The organism is Nocardia sp. NPDC005978, assembly GCF_040614455.1.
GTDB lineage: Bacteria > Actinomycetota > Actinomycetes > Mycobacteriales > Mycobacteriaceae > Nocardia.
In genome coordinates, this window is record NZ_JBEXUS010000138.1 from 1 (window position 1) to 19,625 (window position 19,625).

General features: G+C 68.2%; 18 protein-coding genes. 8 read left to right on the forward strand and 10 right to left on the reverse strand.

Going from position 1 to position 19,625, the window contains the following annotated elements:
• Window positions 1-50: 50 nt before the first annotated feature.
• The 4 genes from ligD to ABZ319_RS35970 all read right to left on the reverse strand — a co-directional run bounded on the left by ligD (window position 51) and on the right by ABZ319_RS35970 (window position 2,711).
• Window positions 51-1,016, reverse strand: coding sequence for a non-homologous end-joining DNA ligase (ligD, locus tag ABZ319_RS35955; RefSeq protein WP_354991035.1), 966 nt, complete (start codon window positions 1,014-1,016; stop codon window positions 51-53).
• A gap of 81 nt (window positions 1,017-1,097) precedes the next feature.
• Window positions 1,098-1,973: a helix-turn-helix transcriptional regulator gene (locus tag ABZ319_RS35960; RefSeq protein ID WP_354991036.1), complete on the reverse strand. Its 876-nt coding sequence runs from the start codon at window positions 1,971-1,973 to the stop codon at window positions 1,098-1,100.
• Complete coding sequence (locus tag ABZ319_RS35965; RefSeq protein ID WP_354991037.1) at window positions 1,931-2,452, reverse strand: DUF6879 family protein; 522 nt, start codon at window positions 2,450-2,452, stop codon at window positions 1,931-1,933. The genes ABZ319_RS35960 and ABZ319_RS35965 overlap by 43 nt, the downstream gene beginning before the upstream one ends.
• Window positions 2,433-2,711, reverse strand: coding sequence for a hypothetical protein (locus tag ABZ319_RS35970; RefSeq protein ID WP_354991038.1), 279 nt, complete (start codon window positions 2,709-2,711; stop codon window positions 2,433-2,435). The genes ABZ319_RS35965 and ABZ319_RS35970 overlap by 20 nt, the downstream gene beginning before the upstream one ends.
• A 433-nt stretch (window positions 2,712-3,144) precedes the next feature.
• Between ABZ319_RS35970 and ABZ319_RS35975 the strand changes: the two genes are divergently transcribed.
• Complete coding sequence (locus ABZ319_RS35975) at window positions 3,145-3,429, forward strand: hypothetical protein (RefSeq protein WP_354991039.1); 285 nt, start codon at window positions 3,145-3,147, stop codon at window positions 3,427-3,429.
• A 60-nt stretch (window positions 3,430-3,489) separates the two neighbouring features.
• On the opposite strand, the gene ABZ319_RS35980 is transcribed toward ABZ319_RS35975, so the two are convergent.
• The gene (locus ABZ319_RS35980) at window positions 3,490-4,344 is read right to left on the reverse strand and encodes an Ig-like domain-containing protein (protein ID WP_354991040.1); all 855 of its coding nucleotides are present in this window, start codon (window positions 4,342-4,344) and stop codon (window positions 3,490-3,492) included.
• A gap of 363 nt (window positions 4,345-4,707) precedes the next feature.
• On the opposite strand from ABZ319_RS35980, the gene ABZ319_RS35985 reads away from it, so the two are divergent.
• A complete protein-coding gene (locus ABZ319_RS35985; protein WP_354991041.1) occupies window positions 4,708-5,955 on the forward strand; it encodes a thioester reductase domain-containing protein in 1,248 nt (415 codons plus the stop codon).
• Between the two features lie 191 nt (window positions 5,956-6,146).
• Window positions 6,147-6,647 carry a hypothetical protein gene (locus tag ABZ319_RS35990; protein WP_354991042.1) on the forward strand — a complete coding sequence of 167 codons (501 nt, stop codon included), beginning with the start codon at window positions 6,147-6,149 and terminating at the stop codon, window positions 6,645-6,647.
• 17 nt (window positions 6,648-6,664) lie between these two features.
• Here ABZ319_RS35990 and ABZ319_RS35995 read toward each other — a convergent pair whose 3' ends face one another.
• Window positions 6,665-7,279, reverse strand: a complete 615-nt coding sequence (locus tag ABZ319_RS35995) for a hypothetical protein (protein WP_354991043.1) — start codon at window positions 7,277-7,279, stop codon at window positions 6,665-6,667.
• Between the two features lie 252 nt (window positions 7,280-7,531).
• Window positions 7,532-8,170 carry a TetR family transcriptional regulator gene (locus ABZ319_RS36000; RefSeq protein WP_354991044.1) on the reverse strand — a complete coding sequence of 213 codons (639 nt, stop codon included), beginning with the start codon at window positions 8,168-8,170 and terminating at the stop codon, window positions 7,532-7,534.
• Window positions 8,171-8,313: 143 nt separating this feature from the next.
• Here ABZ319_RS36000 and ABZ319_RS36005 point away from each other — a divergent pair, with 143 nt between their 5' ends.
• Window positions 8,314-9,222: an alpha/beta hydrolase gene (locus ABZ319_RS36005; protein WP_354991045.1), complete on the forward strand. Its 909-nt coding sequence runs from the start codon at window positions 8,314-8,316 to the stop codon at window positions 9,220-9,222.
• A gap of 269 nt (window positions 9,223-9,491) precedes the next feature.
• Here ABZ319_RS36005 and ABZ319_RS36010 read toward each other — a convergent pair whose 3' ends face one another.
• Window positions 9,492-10,454 carry a ferritin-like domain-containing protein gene (locus ABZ319_RS36010; protein WP_354991046.1) on the reverse strand — a complete coding sequence of 321 codons (963 nt, stop codon included), beginning with the start codon at window positions 10,452-10,454 and terminating at the stop codon, window positions 9,492-9,494.
• Between the two features lie 192 nt (window positions 10,455-10,646).
• Window positions 10,647-11,711: an agmatine deiminase family protein gene (locus tag ABZ319_RS36015; RefSeq protein ID WP_354991052.1), complete on the reverse strand. Its 1,065-nt coding sequence runs from the start codon at window positions 11,709-11,711 to the stop codon at window positions 10,647-10,649.
• Window positions 11,712-12,015: 304 nt separating this feature from the next.
• Here ABZ319_RS36015 and ABZ319_RS36020 point away from each other — a divergent pair, with 304 nt between their 5' ends.
• Both ABZ319_RS36020 and ABZ319_RS36025 read left to right on the forward strand, forming a co-directional pair.
• The gene (locus ABZ319_RS36020; RefSeq protein WP_354991047.1) at window positions 12,016-13,227 is read left to right on the forward strand and encodes a serine/threonine-protein kinase; all 1,212 of its coding nucleotides are present in this window, start codon (window positions 12,016-12,018) and stop codon (window positions 13,225-13,227) included.
• Between the two features lie 42 nt (window positions 13,228-13,269).
• Window positions 13,270-14,385, forward strand: a complete 1,116-nt coding sequence (locus tag ABZ319_RS36025; protein ID WP_354991048.1) for an agmatine deiminase family protein — start codon at window positions 13,270-13,272, stop codon at window positions 14,383-14,385.
• A 12-nt stretch (window positions 14,386-14,397) separates the two neighbouring features.
• Here ABZ319_RS36025 and ABZ319_RS36030 read toward each other — a convergent pair whose 3' ends face one another.
• Window positions 14,398-14,970: a TetR/AcrR family transcriptional regulator gene (locus tag ABZ319_RS36030; RefSeq protein ID WP_354991049.1), complete on the reverse strand. Its 573-nt coding sequence runs from the start codon at window positions 14,968-14,970 to the stop codon at window positions 14,398-14,400.
• A 229-nt stretch (window positions 14,971-15,199) separates the two neighbouring features.
• Here ABZ319_RS36030 and ABZ319_RS36035 point away from each other — a divergent pair, with 229 nt between their 5' ends.
• Both ABZ319_RS36035 and ABZ319_RS36040 read left to right on the forward strand, forming a co-directional pair.
• A complete protein-coding gene (locus ABZ319_RS36035) occupies window positions 15,200-17,815 on the forward strand; it encodes an ABC transporter ATP-binding protein/permease (RefSeq protein WP_354991050.1) in 2,616 nt (871 codons plus the stop codon).
• The gene (locus ABZ319_RS36040) at window positions 17,812-19,566 is read left to right on the forward strand and encodes an ABC transporter ATP-binding protein (protein ID WP_354991051.1); all 1,755 of its coding nucleotides are present in this window, start codon (window positions 17,812-17,814) and stop codon (window positions 19,564-19,566) included. Before ABZ319_RS36035 ends, ABZ319_RS36040 begins: the two co-directional genes overlap by 4 nt.
• The last annotated feature ends 59 nt before the right edge of the window (window positions 19,567-19,625 follow it).

Sequence of the window (19,625 nt, forward strand, 5' to 3'; positions counted from 1 at the left end):
GCGTACTGCAACGGCAGTACGCGCGGGGGCTTTCTACGTGATCGGCACGATCAGTCCTCGGAACCCTCGTCCAGATCGACCGTGATCTTGTCCCGGTCTGCCCATTCCAGCAGGGGTGCGAGGTCGAAGACCGCGTCGTCGATGCCCGCGTGCAGGTCGCCGAGGTCGGCGTAGCGGGGCGGGACGGTCGCCATGGTGAAGTCGTTCGGGTGTACGTCCGGGATCTCGTCCCAGCGGATGGGGGTGGAGACCGTGGCCTCCGGAACCCCGCGCACCGAGTACGCGGCGGCGATGGTGTGATCCCGCGCGTTCTGGTTGTAGTCCACGAACAGCTGCGCGGGGTCGCGGTCCTTACGCCACCACGCGGTGGTGACGTCTTTCGGCGCGCGCCGCTCCACCTCGCGGGCGAAGGCCAGTGCGGCCCGCCGCACGTCCTGGAATCCGAGTTCGGGCACGGTCCGCACATACACGTGCAACCCTTTGCCGCCCGAGGTCTTGGGCCACCCCACGGCCCCCAGCTCGTCGAGCACCTCGTGCACGACCCCCGCGACCCGCTGCACCCTCGACCACGGACAGTCCGGCATGGGGTCGAGGTCGATCCGCCACTCGTCCGGCATCTCGGTGTCGGCCCGCCGAGAGTTCCACGGATGAAACTCGACCGTGGACATCTGCACGGCCCAGATGACGTCCGCAAGCTTCTCGACACACAACTCGTCCGCGGTCCGCCCGTACCGCGGAAAGTAGAGCTGCACGGTAGGAATCCACTCCGGCGCTCCGGCCGGCACCCGCTTCTGATGCACCTTCCCACCCGGCAGCCCCTTGGGGAACCGATGCAACATGCAGGGCCGCTCCCGCAGAGCGTTGACGATCCCGTCCCCCACGCTCAGGTAGTACTGCACCAGGTCCAGCTTGGTGGCCCCGGTCGCGGGGAAATACACCCGGTCCGGGTTCGACACCCGCACCGTGAAGTCCCCGACCGCCACCTCCACCGCGGGCGAACCAGACTTACCGGCCATCCCCCGACCCTAACGGCCGAACCGGACACTCGCCCTCGAACTCCCCCGCGTTTCGACGGATTCCGGTCCGGACGGCCGCCTTCACTTGAGGCGCGCTTCGACCGCCCGGCGGATCAGTGCCCGGGCGGCCTCACCCGTCACCGCCTGGCTCGCCAGCACGTCGAACGCCCGCCCGTACTGGGCGATCTCCCGGGGCTGGGTGATCGTCAGCTCGGCCGTCACGGTCTCGACCATGACCCGCGTGTTGTCGAAGATGAGGAAGTTCGTCATCGACACCCGGTAGGGCGATTCGGCCGGGACGATGCCGAGGACGACCCTGGGCATGCCGAGAACGGCCAGTAGCCGATCGAGCTGACCGATCATCGTCTGATCACTGCCCACCGACGTGCGCAATGCCTGTTCCGCGATGACGAAGTGGAACCGATGGTCGCGCCGGTACAGAATCTGCTGGCGTTCCATGCGTTTGGATACGCCTTCATCGACATCGTCCGGCACCCGCTGGAAGTCGACGACGCTGCGCAGGACGCCCTCGGCGTACTCCGCGGTCTGGAGCAGACCGGGCACCAGGAAGGGGTGATACACCCGCATCACCTCGGTCTCGGCTTCCAGCTTGATCGACAGCTGTTGTCGCCGTGTGGTTCCGGTCCCGAGCACCCGCCGCCATTCGAGCCACGCGGCCTCGAGATTCCGCAGGGTCGCTATCAGGTCGGGGATCTGCGCCTCGGAGCCGGTGTGCACACACCACGCGCGGACGTCGGCGTCGGTGGGCTTGGTCCTGCCGTATTCGATCTTCGAGATCTTCGTCTGATGCCAGCCGGCCCGGCGGGCGAGATCGCTGCCCGTCATCCCGGCATCGAGGCGAAGCTCCCGAAGGCGTGCCCCGAGAGCCTCCCTCGCCTGGTCGATCGAGCCGGTCACGAGTCCTCGTACCGCGGCAACGGAGTCGCCATTGCCCACACCCGCTCTTTCACGCCCCGGACGTATTCGACGATCCGCGGATCGGTGGTGACCGCCGCGCCGAGCCATCGCCCGTTCTCCTCGGGCTCGAACACCGTGAACGCCACGACGGAATCGTCGAAGAGCCACCAGTCGTCGCGGGTCAACTGCTCCGCGTCGATCAGCTCGCGCGAGAGGTAGCGCACCTGTTCGCCCGCCGCCATGTTCAGGCGGGCGACATGTCTCGCGTACCGGGTGTAGTCATTGTGCGGATTCGACACGACCCGCGCACGATTGATCGCAACCCCGCGACTCACGGTGTCACGAACCAGCCTCAACCACGGTTGAAACCACTCGTAGTCCTCCGCCTCGCCGGCCAGGAACCGAAGGAGCGGCCCGTAGTCCGCCGAGTAATAGTCATCGCGCACTTCGAGGTGAAAGGCTTCACGTTTCGCCGCACGAAACAGGTCATCGAAAGCCTCACCCTGCACTAGCAGCATCGCCGTAGAACGTCCTCTCCGCCTTGGGCACCTCGATGGCCGTCTCGTTGGGGTAGATATCCATTTGCGCGAGCGCTTCGCAATCGGTCACCGGAATTCCGGAGAGCGCGAAAGTCCCTCTGCCCGTGTCGATCATCGCCGAGTCGATGTACGTATCGGGATGGATGAATCCCAGCAGCCGCTGCGGGATCTCGATCGTTCCGGCCGTCTCGGTCTTCCAGCCCTGAACGACATAGGTCGCCCGGTCGGTGTCGTACATGGTCGGGCACCCGCCACCCTCAGAGTCGCCCCTACCGAGAAAATGAACCCGCATGATCAGTCTCCAATCGGATCTAATGCACGGTCATGCTCGAACCTCTCAATGATCCTCCAGCAGAGACCAAATGGAAGAGCGATGACAATGCCCGAGCATCTTCGAGCATGATTCTGGCTCGCGACCGGGGCTGCTCTCTAGCGTCGGAGCCGAGGCTTCGGCGCGATGGATTCATCCGCGTCGAACTTCCCCACACACGGCTGGTGACCCGAGGGGCGCGATGGCGAGGACTACCCGGCTTGTCGAGTTCCCGGGCGGCGTGCTCGAACTCGATTCCTATGGGACGCCCGATGACGACTATCCCGGCGATCGCGAGGACAGATCCGAAATGCGATACAGGCCAACATGTCTCGGCTATCTTCGGACAGATATTTCCGGCATGTCCCAGCTGTGGGACGAAGGGCAGATTCGGAAACTCGCCGCCGGCCTCGGCTACGACTTCGCCCTGATGGTGCTGTTCGATCCGACCTCCGGCCGCCCGCCGCTGGCCAGGCTCAAAGCCCAGGCCACACGCTTGGACGCCCGGGCCGTGATCGTTCCCGGTCCCGAGCATTTCACCGGCTGCCGAGTGCCCGAGTCGCTGATGCGACAACTGGACGTGATCACGGTCCACCCGGAGCAAACCTATTCCCGATACCCCGGCTGGGACCGGCGCCGGGCCTGAACGCGAACCGGCTGCGACCGAAGACTCTCGGTCACAGCCGGATTCGGGAGTGCGGAACTCCTAGCCGAACGAACCCGTGCTGGGCTTCGGGGGCTCGGGATCGGTGGGCTGCTCGGCGACGGTGACCGTCTTGGTCGTCGTCGAGCCCGCCACGCCTTCGCGGCCGGAGAAGGTCGCGCCGATCGTGTAGGAGCCGGCCGCGCCGGGGGTCCAGACGATCGTGGCCTTGCCGTTCGCGTTGACCGGGATGTCACCCAGGACGTTGTCGCCCGCCTTGAACTGCACGGTGCCGCCGGCCGCGGCCGGGTTGACGGTCGCCTCCAGGGTCACGGCCACGCCGACCTTGGCGCCGGAGACGTCGGCCAGGGCGGTGGTCGAGAGCGCATCGCTGGAGACCGTGATGCTCGGGCCCTTGCCCTGGTAGGTGCCGTCGCCCAGGGAGCCGCCGTAGTGCATGGAGGTCGGCAGCGGGGTGTCGCGGGCGCAGTTGACGCCCACCTTGTACTGCACCTCGAAGGTCTGCGACTTCGGGTTGATGTTCGGGTACACCGGGTACTTGGTGATGCCGAACTCCGCGCGCACCCAATCCGAGGACGAGGTGTCCAGCGAGACCTGGTCGCCGCCCATCTTGGCCGAGCCCGCGACGGGGGTCAGGCAGGCGGGCTTGAGATCCTTGACGTTGTAGATGTACTCGACCGGAATGCCGGTCCGCTCCCACTTCGTCGTGACGGTCACGATGTCGCCGACCTTGGGGGTCGTGTTCGACACCGTGCGGGTGAACTTGCTGTTCCCGTCTTCCCAGGTGATCGATCCCGGCGCAGCCGAAGCCGCCGGCATCATCGCGGCCGCGAAACCGGCCGCGACCGCGAACGCGGCCAACGAGCCTGCCGCTCGCTGCGTTCCTCTATCCACCATCTTTGCCTCCACGTACAGCCGGGTGCCCTTCGATGTCGTCACCGAGGCGCTGATTCACCCGAACTGGCGAGCAGTAGATCACGCCGGGACACCCCGGCGGACGAGAATCCGAAATGAATGTAAGTCAGATGTCCAGGTAGTCGAACCTGAAACAGGTTCTCGCCGGACAATACAGCCCTGAACAGGCAGGCAGCCCATTTTGAAGATCAAGATGAAATTTGCCGAACGAGCGCCGAACCCACGCGCCGACACCAGCCCGCGTCCCGGTCACCGAGACCGGTGGCACAGGAATCGGGGTCTGCTGACACTCCCCGCCATCGCCCTAGCATCGACCCACTGCCGGGGGCGAAGGGACGGGCCGCGATGGGAATGCTCGCACGACCCAGATCACTGGCCGAACTGGGCGGATTCACCACGGGGGCAGGACATTCGACGCCGATCCCGGCCCGTGCCCTCGGCGATGCGGTGCTGGATGCCGCCGTGGCGCCCGGCGGCCGGGGACCCGCCGGTCTCGACTCCGTGCTGCTCACCGGTGCCAGCGGGTTCCTCGGCGCATATCTGGTGCACGAGCTGGCATTTCGGCTCGGGGTCCGGGTGCTGTGCCTGGTGCGGGCGACGGACCGGGGCGCGGCGCGTGCGCGAATCGCGGTGGCGTTGCGCCGATACGGCCTGTGGAGCCCCGCCCTCATGCGGCGCGTGATCGCCGTGCCCGGGGACCTCGGCGCGCCGCGCTTCGGCCTCACGAGCGCCGACTACGAGCGGCTGGCCACGACAGCCGACGCGATCGTGCACAACGGCGCGCGCGTCAATCACGCCGAATCCTATGAGCGCCTGCGCGTTCCCAATGTGCTCGGCACGGTGTCGGTGCTGCGGCTAGCCTGCCATCGCGGCGCGATCCCAGTGCACTTCGTATCCTCGACCTCGGTCGCGGCCCGGCCGCACGGCCCGGTTCCGGAACGGGTGCCCGAGCGACCGGGTGACGCGAGCGGGTACGTGGTCGGCAAATGGGTCGGCGAGATGCTGATGACCCAGGCGGCCGCACGCGGGCTGCCGGTGCTCATCCATCGGCCCGATCGGGTGTGCGGACCCGCGGGCACCGGCGCGACCGGTACGGATGACGCCTTCTGGACGGTGATTCGGGCGATCGCCCGGCTGGGCATGGCGCCGCCCGCACCGCCCGAACCCCTGAGCCTGGTGCCCGCGGACTACGTCGCCGCCGCGATCGCGTACTCGGTGGCGCGCCCACCGGCACAACACCGGCACGCGCCGGTCCACCACCTGGTGAACCACACTTCCATTCCGGTCGGCACGGTGCTGGAACGACTGCGCGCCACCGGCATTCCCGTGCGATCCGCCACGGTCCCGCAGTTCCTCACGGCGCTGTCCGAGGCCGCCCGAACCGACCTGGGAATGGCCCGCGCGCTGATCATCAGTTCGCTGAGCGGCCCCGGGCCGTGCCGCTGGGATGACACCAATGCCCGCCGCGCGCTGGTCCGGTCCGGCATCTCGTGCCCGCCCATGAGCTGCGATCTGATCGATCGGCATCTGGAACACCTGATCGAGACCGGGTTCCTGCCGCGGCCTGTCAAGGTGCCCGGACAACTCGGCTGACAGCTTCGAAACGCTCTGCCGGACCTCGGAACTGCTGTTCTGTCGCGGTAACCAGACCGATCAACCCGTAACCGCCCCCGAATTAGCATGTAAGGGGCCTGGACAGGTCTCTTGCGCTTGCATCAATTGGTGATAGCTTTTTTCTATGGTCGGGGCCATGGCGAGCGTCGGAAACACCTAGAGGAAGTACCGTGTCCAGAGCTGGAAATACAATCGTCGCAAGGGTTTGCGGAGTAATCATCGGAACCCTGGCGTGCCTGCTGGGTGTGACCCCGGCCCACGCCGACCCGGCGCCCGGCCCGGCACTGGTCGGCGACACACTGTATTTCGCGCTCGGCAACTGGAACTGCTCGATTCGCGGGGACGGCGTCCTGGGCTGCGACCTCGCCGTCCCGGCCGCCAGTATGAATGTTCTCGTCGCCGGCATGCAGATCTCGCTGCCGAACGTGCCCGCGATCATCATCGATTCGTCGGGCTGGCCCGCGCATCCGGAGTGGAACTCCAACGGCAGCCATACACTGCCCGGCGGAAACCCGGCCCTGCCGCGGTTGAATCAGGCCAGTTATCACGACCCGCAGTTCTCCGTCACCCACGCGGGCGCCACCTGCCAGCTCACCTTCAACGGCGCGGCGGTGTGCACTTCCCTCGGGCGTGGGTTCGGTCAATGGGGACCAGTGCCGCACGGCTACTGATCCCCATGAATCACCGTCTACCGGTACCAGACGCCGGAATCCCAGGCGCCGTAGTTCCAGACGTTGAAATCGTAACGCTGATGCGCGCCTCCGAAGAGGTACCCCCACCAACCAGCGGAGGTGTCGCAGATCTGATCGTCGCGATTGCAGACGGTCAGCACCGGGAAACCACCGAACCAATCATCGACGCCCGCAAGGGGATAGCCGATGATGCCACTGCCGGGGGTCGAGGCCAGCCCGCCCCAGCCGGGGCCGCCGCGCCGCTTGGGATCGGCCAGCAGAATGGCGTTGGCATTGTCCACACCCTGATTCGCGGTGACCCACGCGTGCACCAAGCCCGCGCCCTCGCTGTGCCCGATAAGGCGGATGTGGTCTCCCGGGCATTGGTTGCGATGCTGCCAGAAGAGCCGGTTGATTTCGTTCAGGCCCGACATCGGGTCCAACGAGTTGTAACCGACGGGCTGATTAACAAATGGGATGAACGTCGACGACGTATTGTCGCCGAGTCCGCCGACACCGATTGCCCAATCGCCAACGCAGACATCGGCCTTGGCTTCGGCGCCGGACACAGCGGTCACGGACAGGAGCAGGGCCAGCAGTAATGCGGCGAAGAGCGCCGTTGCTCTACGCATGGTGGTACTTCTTAACTTTTAGATCCTCCGGGACTCGCCCGGCTCCAGCTGGATGTACCCAGAAATTGCTGGCGCTCAATCCTGTCGGCGAAACAGTTACATCGGCGGCATTTTCCTAGTCCGTAACGCAATGTCGGAGACCAACATCCGGACGCGGCGGCGGGCGGCCGGATAATCACCCGCCGAGGCGTCCGGAAAGCGGTCACGAAAGCATGGACCCGCGCCCGAAAACCGTGTAGCCGAGGATTCGCGTCACTCGGCCGCGTTCAGCACCGCCGCAACGGCTTCGATCATGAGGCCGGTGGCGCGCCCGAGCACCGCACCGAGTGGTTCGGTGAAATCGGTGGCGGCCCAATGATCGACGGCGGCGAGGTAGCCCCACGCGGCCTGCGCGGCGGCGTAGCGGATCGCGAGGTCGTTGTCGTCGCGGCCGAGGCGATGCGCGAGCAGCGCGCGGACGTGCCGTTCCAGGGCATGGATCTGCAGCAGCTCGCCGGTGCGAACCTCGGGTTCGGAGGTCATCAACCGCACCCGGCGGACGATGCGCTGTTCCTCGCCCGGATCGACGAGCGCCGCGATGACGGCCGGGGCCAGCGCGGCCACCTCGGCCAGCAGTTCGGCCGGTGTGAGCACCCGGGTATCGGCGGTCAGCAGGGTCAGGGCCTGTGCGTCCACGTGATCCCAGACGACGAGCTGTTCCTTGGTTCCGAAGTAGCGGTAGATCGTGCTCGCGGAGATGCCCGCGGCGGCCGCGACCTGTTCGACCGAAACCTTGCGGTACCCATCGGATTCGAAGAGTCCGAGCGCGATGTCCTGGATCTCCAGCATGGCCCGCGTCTTCCGGCGTTCGAGAAGGCTGGGCTGCTGCGACGGGCGGGCGGAGGCAGGCACCAGAGCACGATACGCGAGCGCCTGTGCCGGCCGGGCAGGTCCTTGCGGGACTATCCGAGCATCGCTAGTCTTTGCAAGTCACTTGCACTCGGCCAGTGACATTCACACAGTCCGCGACAGCATCGCGAAGGGGCGGGGGCCTGATGGGCACGAACACGACACTCGACGAGACCGAAACCGCCGACGTCACAACAGGAATGGAACGACACGACCTGCTGGTCGACGGCCGGCGAGTCGCCTACACGCTGGCCGGAACCGGCCCGGGCCTCTGCGTACTCGTCCACGGCCTGGGCGGATGCCGCAGACACTGGGCGCCGACGATTCCGGCCCTGGCCCGAACCCGCCGCGTGATCGCGGTCGACCTCCCCGGCTTCGGCGATTCCGAGCGGCCGCGCACCCCGGCCATCGCCAACGCGGTGGCCGTCATCGAAGCCTTGCGAATCACCCACGACGCCAACCACATCGACATCGCCGGCCATTCCATGGGCACCCTCGTGGCCTGCGAGGCCGCCACCCGAAATCCCCACACGATCAACCGCGTGGTCCTCGCGTGCGGCCCGATCACCTCGGTCCTGTCCCTGTTCGAAGCACCCCTGGCCACACTCCGCCGCGACCCGAAACTGGCGAACTTCCTGATAGAGGCCGCCACCGCGGGCCTCCCCCTCCCATCCCCGCTCCAATCACTGATAGCCCGCACCCCCTGGGCCCGCCACCTGGCCCTGGCCCCCTACGTCCCCCATCCCGCGGAGATCCCGAAAACCACCGTCGAACACTTCCTCTCCGGCGCAGGAGCTCCCGGCACCCTGGCCACCCTCCGCCAGGGCTTCGGCTACGACTTCACCCCCGCCCTGACCCTCCCCCACCCCACCCTCCTGATCGGCGGCGCCCAGGACCGGATAGCCCCACCCCCCGACCTGCACGCCTTCGCCGCCGCCGCCCCAACCCCCCGTACGGTACGAATCCTCCCCCGCACCGGCCACCTCCCGATGCTCGAACGCCCCGCCGAGTTCAACACCCTCGTCGATCAGTTCCTGTCCCCCACACCCCACTGACCCCGCGTCCCAGCACAATACGACGGCCCATCGGAAGGAATGCAGATGCGATCCGCGAACCAGAATCGAGCAGCTACCGCACTGGTCACGGGAGCCGGCAGCGGGATAGGAGCCGCGTTCGCCCGCGCCCGCGCCCGGTGGAGGAGGAGCCAGTAAAAACGGCGGTGGCCCCCTCCGGGGAGGGGGCCACCGTCGTACTACTTCTTCCGACGTCCGAAGGGGCCGTGGTCATTCGGAACCCGCAACCGTCGGACATCGTCGCGGGGCGGTCAATTCAGGCCCGCGACATCCTGGGCGATCGCGGCGAGGCGGTTCTCGGCGGCCGCGACCACGCCGTGGCGGTTCTTGTTCGCCTCCTCGTATGCCAGGACGGCGCGGATGTCGGAGGGCTCGGTCAGCTCCTTGAGCTTGGCCGACGCCTGGGTGACATTCAGCTCGTCGAAGCGGCGGATGGGGAGCTCGGCGGGGTGCAGGACACCGGTCGCGGTCCGGGCCGCGTGCACCGAATCGGCCGCGCGCGTCTCGCCCTCGCGGCGGGTCACCTCCTCGACGCTCTCGAGCACCGCGTCGCGCGACGCCCCGAGCGACTTCACCGCCACGTCGCCGACGTGCGCGCCGCGGGACAGCAGCTCGTTCAGGGCGGGCGGGGCCGAGCGGAACGCGTCCAGGGTGCGGTCGATGCCGCGTGTGGACCAGGTCACCGGGAGGTTCGCCAGTTTGACCGCGGTGCCGGTGACGGCCTGGAAGGGGGTGCGGCGCAACGCCGCCGGACCGCCCAGTGCCTCCTCCGCCAGCACCGTGCCGAGCCAGCTCACGGTCGCCGAATGCGCCTTGATCAGGCGATCGGCCAGCGCGACCACCTGCGGCTCGCGCGCGTTGGTCGCCAGCGCCTTGATGTAGCGGGCGCGGTCGAGCAGCTGATGCTCGAGCGCGAGATCGCCGAGCAGCGCCTCATCGAACGGCTGGGCCTGTTCCCGCAGCGTCTTCACCACGGCCGTGGCCTTGCCGAGGAAGGGTCCGATGACCTCCGGCACCCCACCCAGTTCACGCTCGGCCGACCCGATCGCCTCGGCCCGAGCACGGGCGTTGGCCGCGTTGGTCGCCAGCTCCTCGCGTACCGCTTCCGTGCGCGCCTGCCCGGTCCGGGTCTCGGCGATCTGGATCTCGGTATTGGTCAGAGCACGTACCGAACGCAGCTGCGCCCGCAACAGAGAGGTGTCACGTGTATTCATCAGGTTTCGCTCTCCTTCGACGGTATTTTTTCGGATCGGCGCATTTGCGCCTTCCTCAGACATACCCCGCACCGTCGCTCATAACAGTGCGCCGCAAGCGATTTGATTCACGCCGAGTGCGGCGGACCACAATTTCCTCCGTCGCGCGCAGCGCAATTCACAAGCCGTCCAACCCTTTCCGAGCGGACGGGCTCAGACCGCGGGCTCCTGCTGCGTGGTGCAGTGGATACCGCCCCCACCGGCGGCGATGCCATCGATGGCGATCTGCACGATCTGCCGGTCCGGGAACAGCCGTTGCAAGGTCGCGAAGGCCGCCGAATCCGCCTCGGGATCACCGAATTGCGGCGCGATGACCGCACCGTTGCACACGTAGAAATTGATATATCCGGCCGCGAAGTCCTCGCAGTCGTACTGCGGGCGAACTCGCGAGGGACCCTGAATCACCTCGACCCGCAATTTTCTTCCGCGCGCGTCGGTCTCGGCGTGCAGGATTTCCAGGTGCGCTCGGGTGACCTGGTAGTCGAAGGAATTCGGGTCGTTGTCCAGGCCCGCCACGACCGCGCCCGGCCCGGCGAAGCGCGCGTAGAAATCGGTGTGCCCGTCGGTGATGTCGTAGCCCGCGATACCGGGCAGCCAGATGATCTTCTCCAGACCCAGCAGGTAGCGCAGCTCGGCCTCGACGTCACCCTTGCGCCAGCCCCGATTGCGATTGCCGTTCAGTACACAGCTTTCGGTGATGACGGCGGTGCCCTGGCCGTCGACCTCGATACCGCCGCCCTCGAGCACCAGATCGGTCTCGAGCCGCTCCACACCCGCGTGCGCGGTGACGAGCTCGGCGACCTTGCGATCGCGGCGGTGCTGCTGTTTACCGCCCCAGCCGTTGAAGTTGAAATCGATTCCGGCCCGGCCTTTTTCGCCGGTGATGAAGACCGGCCCGGTGTCCCGCATCCAGAGGTCGTCCAGCGGCGCGGGGACCAGTTCGACGTTCGCGCCGCCGATCAACTCCCGGGCGATATGCAGCTCATCGGGCCGGACCAGCATCGACACCGGCTCGAAGCGCGCGATCGTGGTGGCGATGGTGGCCAGATCGTGGCGCACCTGCGCGAGCAGATGCCGTCCCCACACGTCCTTGCTCGCGCCGAACGCCATCCAGGTGCGCCGGTGCGGGTCGGCTTCGTCGGGCATGATCCAGCGCCGCCCATCGTCCTGGGCGTCGCCGGGGTCGCCCAGCAGCAGCGCGCCGAGCGCCTCACCCATTCGCGCGAATCTGCTCTCACCCATGCCGCCGTACTCCTGACCGGTTGTCGATCCGCCGCCTGCGCGACGGGTGGCCGCGCCGTGCGACCCGAGGTTCACGATAGTTCTGACTGAATTTTCAGTCCAGCTAGTGAGGCGGCTTTCACAGTGCCTTCATCTGCGTGAACACAGCTACCGACAATCCATCTCAAACCCCGTAGAACAGCCATGCGCTACGATCCTGACTAGATTTTCAGTTCATTTGCGGAACACGACCGAATCCCCAGCGCCCGGACAGGCTCGCTCGGTCGACAGGAGAACCCCCGTGGAAGCAAGTACGTTCGGCCACTACGACCTGCACGAACTCATCGGCGAAGGCGGGATGGGCCGGGTCTACCGGGCCTACGACACGACCACCGACCGTTTCGTGGCCCTGAAGGTGCTGCACGAGCACACCGCCGCCGATCCCGCCTTTCGCGAGCGCTTCCGCCGCGAGGCGCACGCGGCCGCCCGCCTGCGCGAACCGCACGTGGTTCCGATCCATCGCTACGGGGAGATCGAGGGCCGGCTGTACCTCGACATGCGCCTGATCGAGGGCACCGATCTGCAGACGCTGCTGGCCCGGCACGGCCCGCTCGACCCGGAAGCGGCGGTCGCCGCCATCGATCAGATCGCCGCGGCCCTGGACGCCGCGCACGCCGCGGGGCTGGTGCACCGCGACATCAAGCCCGCGAACGTCCTGGTGGGAGACCGAAACTTCGTGTACCTCATCGATTTCGGGATCGCGCGCGCCGAAGGCGAGCCGCCGCTGACCACCTCGGGCTCGGCGATCGGAACCTTCGCGTACATGGCCCCCGAGCAGTTCAGCACCGGCCACGCCAGTGCGCAGTCCGACGTCTACGCACTCGCCTGCGTCCTGCACGAAGCGCTGACCGGCGCGCGGCCCTTCCCGGGCGACAGTCTCGAGCAGCAGGTCTCCGGCCATCTGATGACCCCCGCGCCGCGCCCGAGCCGGCTGCGGCCGGGCCTGCCGCCGGGTCTCGACGCGGCCATCATCCGCGCGATGTCCAAGCACCCCGAGGACCGGTACGCGAGCGCGGGCGAATTCGCCGCGGCCGCACGCCGGGCGCTGCACGTTCCCGGACGCCGCGTCAACCGGGCCGCGCAGGCGATCACGGCTCCCGCGGCGCGCATCCTCCCGCCCGCTGCGGTGGAGTACCGATCCGCCGACGCGGCGTATCGATCGGCTCGCACCGCGGTCGCGCCCCCACCACCCGTCGCGACGGCCCCGCCGTCCGTCATCGCACCGCCGTATCCGACACCGTTGCCGAACAAAACCTTTGCGCCCACACCGCCGAAGCCCCGGCGCAGGGGCGTGCTGTGGGCCGCGGTCGCGCTGCTCACGATCGCCGCCGTCATCGGCGCGGTCTACCTGTTCACCGAACCCATCCCCGAATCCGATCCGGCCGTGGTCGACGGCACGACGTCCGAATACCGCGACACCGAGCCCTATCCCACGGATTCCTACTACCGCTGATCTCCGCCGATCCCCCATCACCCGACACATCAGGAGTAAAACATGCAGAGACGCCGATTCGTACAGACCGGAATCACCGTGGTCAGCGGCCTGATCATGGCAAACCAGCAGGGCATCCTCCCGCGCTCGCCGTTCGGCGGCAGCGGCAGCGCAGCCGAATCGACCTGGCGCATGCCGGAGGAGGGCGAGCCGCATCGGCGCACCTGGATGGCCTTCGGCGCGACCGCCGAGAACTACGACGACGTCCTGCCCGAGGCACGGCGCAACCTGGCCACCATCGCGCGGACGATCGCCGCCTTCGAACCGGTGTCCATGCTGGTGCGCCCGGCCGAACTCACGATCGCGCGCGAGCTGATCGGCGATGCGAACGTCGAACTGGTGCCGGCGGAGATCGACGATCTGTGGATGCGCGACACCGGCCCGGTCTTCGTCTCCGACGGCGGTCGCCGGGCCGGGGTCGACTTCAACTTCAACGGCTGGGGCGGCAAGCAGGAGCACGGTTTCGACGCCGCGGTAGCCGAGATCGTCACCCGCGCGGCCGGTGTGGAGCGGGTGCGCACCGACCTCGTGCTCGAGGGCGGCGGCATCGAGGTCGACGGCGAGGGCACCGCCGTCATCACCGAGAGCTGCGTCCTGAACGCCAATCGCAATCCCGGCTGGAGCAAATCCGATGTCGAGGCCGAACTCGACCGGCTCCTGGGCCTGCGGAAGATCATCTGGCTGCCCGGCATCGCGGGCCGGGACATCACCGACGGGCACACCGACTTCTACGCGCGCTTCGTGCGTCCCGGCGTCGTAGTGGCGGCCCTGGACACCAACCCCGAGTCCTACGACCACGAGGTCACCAAGCGCCACCTGGAGATTCTGAAGACAGCGACCGACGCGCACGGCCGCACCGTGCAGGTCGAGGTCATCAAGGCGCCCACCCGCGTTCGCCCCGAGTACAAGTCGGCCGACTTCGCGGCGGGATACATCAACTTCTACGTCTGCAACGGCGCGGTCATCGCGCCGGAATTCGGTGACGCGGAAGCGGATTCGGCCGCGTTCACAACCCTGGCCCGTCTGTTCCCGAACCGGCGGATCGTGCAGATCGACATCGATGCCATCGCCTGGGGTGGCGGCGGCATCCACTGCACAACCCAGCAGGAACCCGCCTGATCGAAGCGCGCCTCAGACGCGGCCGAGTTCGGCGACGATCGCCCCGGACAGCAACTCGCGCGCCCGTTCCACCGTGAGCGAGCCGCTCAGCCACCGTTCGCTCAGGCCCTCGACGAGCGTGGTGAGCCGGGCGGCCGCCGCGGCGGGATTCACCTCGCGCAACGCCAGCCCGGATTCCCGCGCCCGCTCGATGAGGGCGGCGACGTCGTCGACCCATTCCTGGGTGCCGGCCCGCAATTGCTCGCGCAGTTCGTCGTTGAACACCGCGCTGGCCCGCAGCTCCCCCCAGGCGATGCTGTTGTCCCGGACCTCGGGCACGTCCTGGATCTCGAGCAGCAGCATCTCCTCCAGCGCCGCACGCGGGTTGGCCTGGGCGAACGCGCTCTCGGTGTACCGGGCGGCCTTACCGCTGACGAACTGCAGCGCGTGCTGCAGCACCCCCGCCCGATCCTTGAAGTGGTAATAGATCAGCGCGGTGGACACCCCGGCCTCGGCCGCGAGCTTCTCCACGCGCAATCCCCGCACCCCGTCGTGGGCGATGACCCGAACGGCGGCTTCCAATATCTGCGTTTGGCGGTCGGACACGAATTGTCAGCTTACGGACCGATACCCGGCGAGCGGGTAGGCGGCTCGGACGTCGAGTCCCGCCACCTCTCGACGTTCGATCCTGACCCACCGGTTTTCAGTGGGTATGTGTAGGCTTACCAAAGTTGGAGGTGAGGATTCCGGTTCGGAAGCAGTGGGGTCGTACGCGCGCGTGCGACGCCGGGCGGAGGGGTCGACTCGCCGCACACCGATCGGAGGACAGGCGAGAATGGCGCGCAGAGGTTTTCAGGGGGCGGTGCTGACCGCCTTCGGCGTTCAGTACCACACCGCCACGGTGCTCGAAATAGAACAGACCACACCGCGATACCTGCGGGTCTGGCTGACCGCACCCTCGCTCTTCGACGAGATCACGATGGAGCCGACCGCCTGGCTGCGGATCTGGTTCCCGGATCCCGAGGGCTCGGAGTCGGAGTTCCAGCGCGGCTACACCATCGCCGAAGCCGATCTCGACAACGGGCGCTTCGCGATCGACTTCGTGCTGCACGAGCCGGCCGGACCGGCCTCGGCGTGGGCGGGCCGGGTCAAGGGCGGGGAGACCATCGAGGTCACCTCGTTCGGCTCCAAGGGCTTCCCCATCACCCCGGACGATCTGCCCGCCGGATACCTGCTGATCGGCGACTCCGCCTCGATCCCGGCGATCAATTCCATCCTGGCCGCGGTGCCGCCGCACGTGGCCGTCGAGGTCTACCTCGAACAGCATCACGATGACGATCTGCTGATCCCGCTCACCGAGCATCCCCTGGCGCGCGTGCACTGGGTGCCGCGCACCTCCGAGGCCTCCTTCGCCGCCGCGCTCGAAGCGCGCGACTGGTCCAACTGGTACGCGTGGGCGGGCCCGGAATCCAAGTCGCTCAAGCTCATTCGCGCGCGGCTCAAGGACGATTTCGGCTTCCCCAAGACCGATGTCTACGCCCAGGCGTACTGGGTGCACGGCCGCGCCATGGGCAAGGAGCGCGACGGCGCCGAGAAACAAGCCGCGCACGACGCGAACGGCGCGTCCGCAGCGGTCGTCGAGGAGGCCGTGGCGGCGACGCCCGCCCCGGCCGTCGCCGCCGCCACCGCGGCCCCCGCGCCCGCCACCCCCGGCCGCTGGCGTTCGCAGGCGGGCAGCCGACTGTTCGACAGCGTCCGCCGCAAGCTCTGGTTCGCCGCCGTCCTGCAGTTCATCATCACCCTCGTCCAGCTCGCGCCCTTCGTGCTGCTGGTCGAGCTCGCGCGCGAATTGCTCGGCGCGGCAGAGGAATCCAAGCTCTGGACGCTGGGTCTGTGGGCCCTGGGCCTGATGGGCCTCGGCGCCGTTCTGGAAGCGATCCTGCAATTCTGGCTGCACGCGGTGGACGCGCGCTTCAGCCGCGATCTGCGCGCCCGGTTGCTGGGCAAGCTCGCGCGACTCCCGCTGGGCTGGTTCATCGCTCGCGGACCGGGCAAGATCAACAAGCTCATCACCGCGGACACCCTGTCCCTGCACTACATGGTGACGCACGCGGTCATCGACGCGGTTGCCGCCGTCGTCGCCCCGCTGGCCGTGCTGGGCTACCTGTTCTGGGTGGACTGGCGACTCGCGCTGGTGCTGCTGGTGCCCGTGCTCGGCTACGTCTTCACCATGCTGACCATGATGGCGTCCTCCGGCCCCAAGATCATGCAGTCGCAGCGCTGGGCCGAGCGGATGAACGGCGAGGCCACCTCGTACCTGGACGGCCAGTCCGTGATTCGCGTATTCGGCGGTTCGGCCGCCTCCCCGTTCCGGCGCAGCCTCGACGAGTACATCGGCTTCCTGGACAACTGGCAGCGGCCCTTCGTCGGCAAGAAGTCCGTCATGGACCTCATCACCCGCCCGGTCACCTTCCTGTGGCTCACCCTGACCGTGGGCACCGCGCTCATCGTCGGCGGCAGCCTCGAGCCGGTCGATCTACTGCCGTTCCTGTTCCTGGGCACCACGTTCGGCTCGCGACTGCTGGGCATCGGCTACGGCCTGTCGGGTCTGCGCGAGGGCCGGCTGGCGGCCAAGAACATCCAGGTCGCACTGGACGAGAACGAACTCGACGTGCGCGCCGCGGGCACGAGCACCGAGAACCAGCCCGGCCATGTCGTGTTCGACGACGTGACCTTCGGCTACCGCCCCGGAGTGCCGGTCGTGCAGGACATCTCGCTCACCCTCGAGCCCGGCACCATCACCGCACTGGTGGGCCCGTCCGGTGCGGGCAAGTCGACCCTCGCGGCACTGCTGGCGCGTTTCCACGACATCAACGGCGGCGCGATCCGCGTCGGCGGCCGGGACATCACCGAATTCACCCCGGACGAGCTGTACACCCGCATCGGCTTCGTGTTCCAGGACGCACAGGTGATCGCGGGGACCGTGCGCGAGAACATCGCCCTGGCGGTGCCGGACGCGAGCGACGCGGCCATCGAGCAGGCCGCCCGCGATGCCCAACTGCACGAACGCATCCTGCGCCTGCCGCAGGGTTATGACACCGTGCTCGGCTCCGCGGCCACGCTGTCCGGCGGCGAGAAGCAGCGCCTGACCATCGCGCGCGCCCTACTCGCCGACACCCCGGTGCTCATCCTGGACGAAGCGACCGCCTTCGCCGATCCGGAGTCGGAATACCTTGTGCAGCAGGCGCTGGACCGGCTCGCGGTGGGTCGCACCGTGCTGGTCATCGCGCATCGCCTGCGCACCATCACCGACGTCGACCGCATCGTCGTGCTCGAACAAGGCCGGGTGACCCAGTCGGGTACCCATCAAGAACTGCTCGCCGTCGACGGGCGCTACCAGCAGCTGTGGAATGCCGGCGCCGCCGCCGACGCGAAGGAGACCGTGCGATGATGCGCACCGTATTGAGCCTGCTGCCGCCCGCGGATCAGCGGCGCTGGGCCGGATATCTGGCCCTGATCGGAACCTCCACCATCGTGCGCGCCATCGCGGTCGTACTCGTGGTGCCGCTGGTGTCGGCGTTGTTCGGCGACACCCCGGCCGACGCCTGGCGCTGGGTCGGCGCGCTGACCGTGGCCGTGCTCGCGGGCTGGATCATCGATTCCATCGCCTCGCGCATCGGATTCGACCTGGGCTTCGGCATTCTCAACCGCGCGCAGCGCGATGTGTCCACCCAGGTGGCGCGAATTCCGTTGCGCTGGTTCGACGAAGACAATTCCGCCATCACCCGCCGGGCCATCGCCACCACCGGACCGGATCTGGTCGGCCTGGTCGGCTATCTGGTCACCCCGATCATTCAGGGCATCCTGCTCCCCATCGTGATCGGGCTCGCCCTGCTGCCGATCTCGTGGCAGCTGGGTGTGGTCGCACTGCTGACCGTGCCGCTGCTGCTGGGCGCGCTGTGGGCCACCGGCCGCATCACCCGCGTCGCGGACAAGGCCGCCGCCGACTCCAACAGCGTTCTCACCGAACGCATTCTGGAATTCGCCCGCACCCAGGCCGCCCTGCGCGCGGCCCGGCGGGTGGAGCCCGCGCGCAGCCAGACCGGCGCCGCGCTGGACGCCCAGCACAGCGCGACCGTGCGCCTGCTGCTGCTCAACATTCCGGGTCAGGTGCTGTTCAGCCTGGCGAGCCAGGTGGCGCTCATCCTGCTCGCGGGCACCACCGCGTGGCTGGCCGTGCGCGGCACCGTGGACACCCCCGAGGCCATCGCGCTCATCGTGGTCGTGGTCCGCTTCCTGGAGCCGTTCGCGGCCATCGGCGATCTGGCCCCGGCCATCGAGACCAGCCGGAACACGTTGCGCGACATCCGGACCGTCATCGACGCGCCCGGTCCGGAGCGGCCCGCGGCCGCCGACGAGCGCACCGGTGCGAACACCGCCGCCGGAGTCGCGCTGCGCGATGTGCGATTCGGCTACGACGATGCCGCGCCGCCGGTGCTCGACGGCCTGGACATCGAATTCCGCGCCGGTGAGATCACCGCCATCGTCGGCCCGTCCGGCTCGGGCAAGAGCAGCCTGCTGTCCCTGGTCGCCGGGCTGGAGACCCCGAATTCGGGCAGCGTCACGGTGGGCGGCGTCGATCGCGGCGGCCTGGACCCGGCCCAGCGCCCGGCCGACACCTCCATGGTGTTCCAGCAGCCGTACCTGTTCGCGGGCACCATCCGCGAGAACGTGCTGGCGGGCAATCCGGACGCGACCGCCGACGAACTCGCCACGGCCCTGCGCCTGGCCCGCGTCGACGAATTCGCCGACCGTCTCCCCGAGGGCCTGAACAGCCTGGTCGGCGACGCCGGCGCCGCCCTGTCCGGCGGTGAGCGCCAACGCGTCTCGATCGCCCGCGCCCTGCTGAAGTCGTCCTCGATCCTGCTCGTGGACGAGGGCACCAGCGCCCTGGACGCGGAGAACGAGGCCGCCGTGGTCACCGCGATCGCCGACGACCCCCGCACCCGCACCCGGATCGTGGTCACCCACCGCCTGAGCACGATCGCGGGCGCCGACCGGGTCCTGTTCCTGGAAAGCGGCCGCGTGGTGGAGGACGGCACGGTGGACGAGCTCCTGGCCGCCGAAGGCCGCTTCGCCGAGTTCTGGTCCCACCAGCGCGATGCCGCCGGCTGGCGCCTGGCCACCGCCGACCAGGGCTGAGCCCCACAACAACCGAGTGCGCCCGCCGAAACCCTCTGGTTTGGGCGGGCGCACTCGTT

Coding starts and splice junctions, on each gene's coding strand:
- ligD (WP_354991035.1), bottom strand. CDS start 1,016: ATGGCCGGTAAGTCTGGTTCGCCCGCGGTGGAGGTGGCGGTCGGGGAC.
- ABZ319_RS35965 (WP_354991037.1), bottom strand. CDS start 2,452: ATGCTGCTAGTGCAGGGTGAGGCTTTCGATGACCTGTTTCGTGCGGCG.
- ABZ319_RS35970 (WP_354991038.1), bottom strand. CDS start 2,711: ATGTACGACACCGACCGGGCGACCTATGTCGTTCAGGGCTGGAAGACC.
- ABZ319_RS35975 (WP_354991039.1), top strand. CDS start 3,145: ATGTCCCAGCTGTGGGACGAAGGGCAGATTCGGAAACTCGCCGCCGGC.
- ABZ319_RS35980 (WP_354991040.1), bottom strand. CDS start 4,344: ATGGTGGATAGAGGAACGCAGCGAGCGGCAGGCTCGTTGGCCGCGTTC.
- ABZ319_RS35985 (WP_354991041.1), top strand. CDS start 4,708: ATGGGAATGCTCGCACGACCCAGATCACTGGCCGAACTGGGCGGATTC.
- ABZ319_RS35995 (WP_354991043.1), bottom strand. CDS start 7,279: ATGCGTAGAGCAACGGCGCTCTTCGCCGCATTACTGCTGGCCCTGCTC.
- ABZ319_RS36005 (WP_354991045.1), top strand. CDS start 8,314: ATGGGCACGAACACGACACTCGACGAGACCGAAACCGCCGACGTCACA.
- ABZ319_RS36010 (WP_354991046.1), bottom strand. CDS start 10,454: ATGAATACACGTGACACCTCTCTGTTGCGGGCGCAGCTGCGTTCGGTA.
- ABZ319_RS36015 (WP_354991052.1), bottom strand. CDS start 11,711: ATGGGTGAGGCGCTCGGCGCGCTGCTGCTGGGCGACCCCGGCGACGCC.
- ABZ319_RS36025 (WP_354991048.1), top strand. CDS start 13,270: ATGCAGAGACGCCGATTCGTACAGACCGGAATCACCGTGGTCAGCGGC.
- ABZ319_RS36035 (WP_354991050.1), top strand. CDS start 15,200: ATGGCGCGCAGAGGTTTTCAGGGGGCGGTGCTGACCGCCTTCGGCGTT.
- ABZ319_RS36040 (WP_354991051.1), top strand. CDS start 17,812: ATGATGCGCACCGTATTGAGCCTGCTGCCGCCCGCGGATCAGCGGCGC.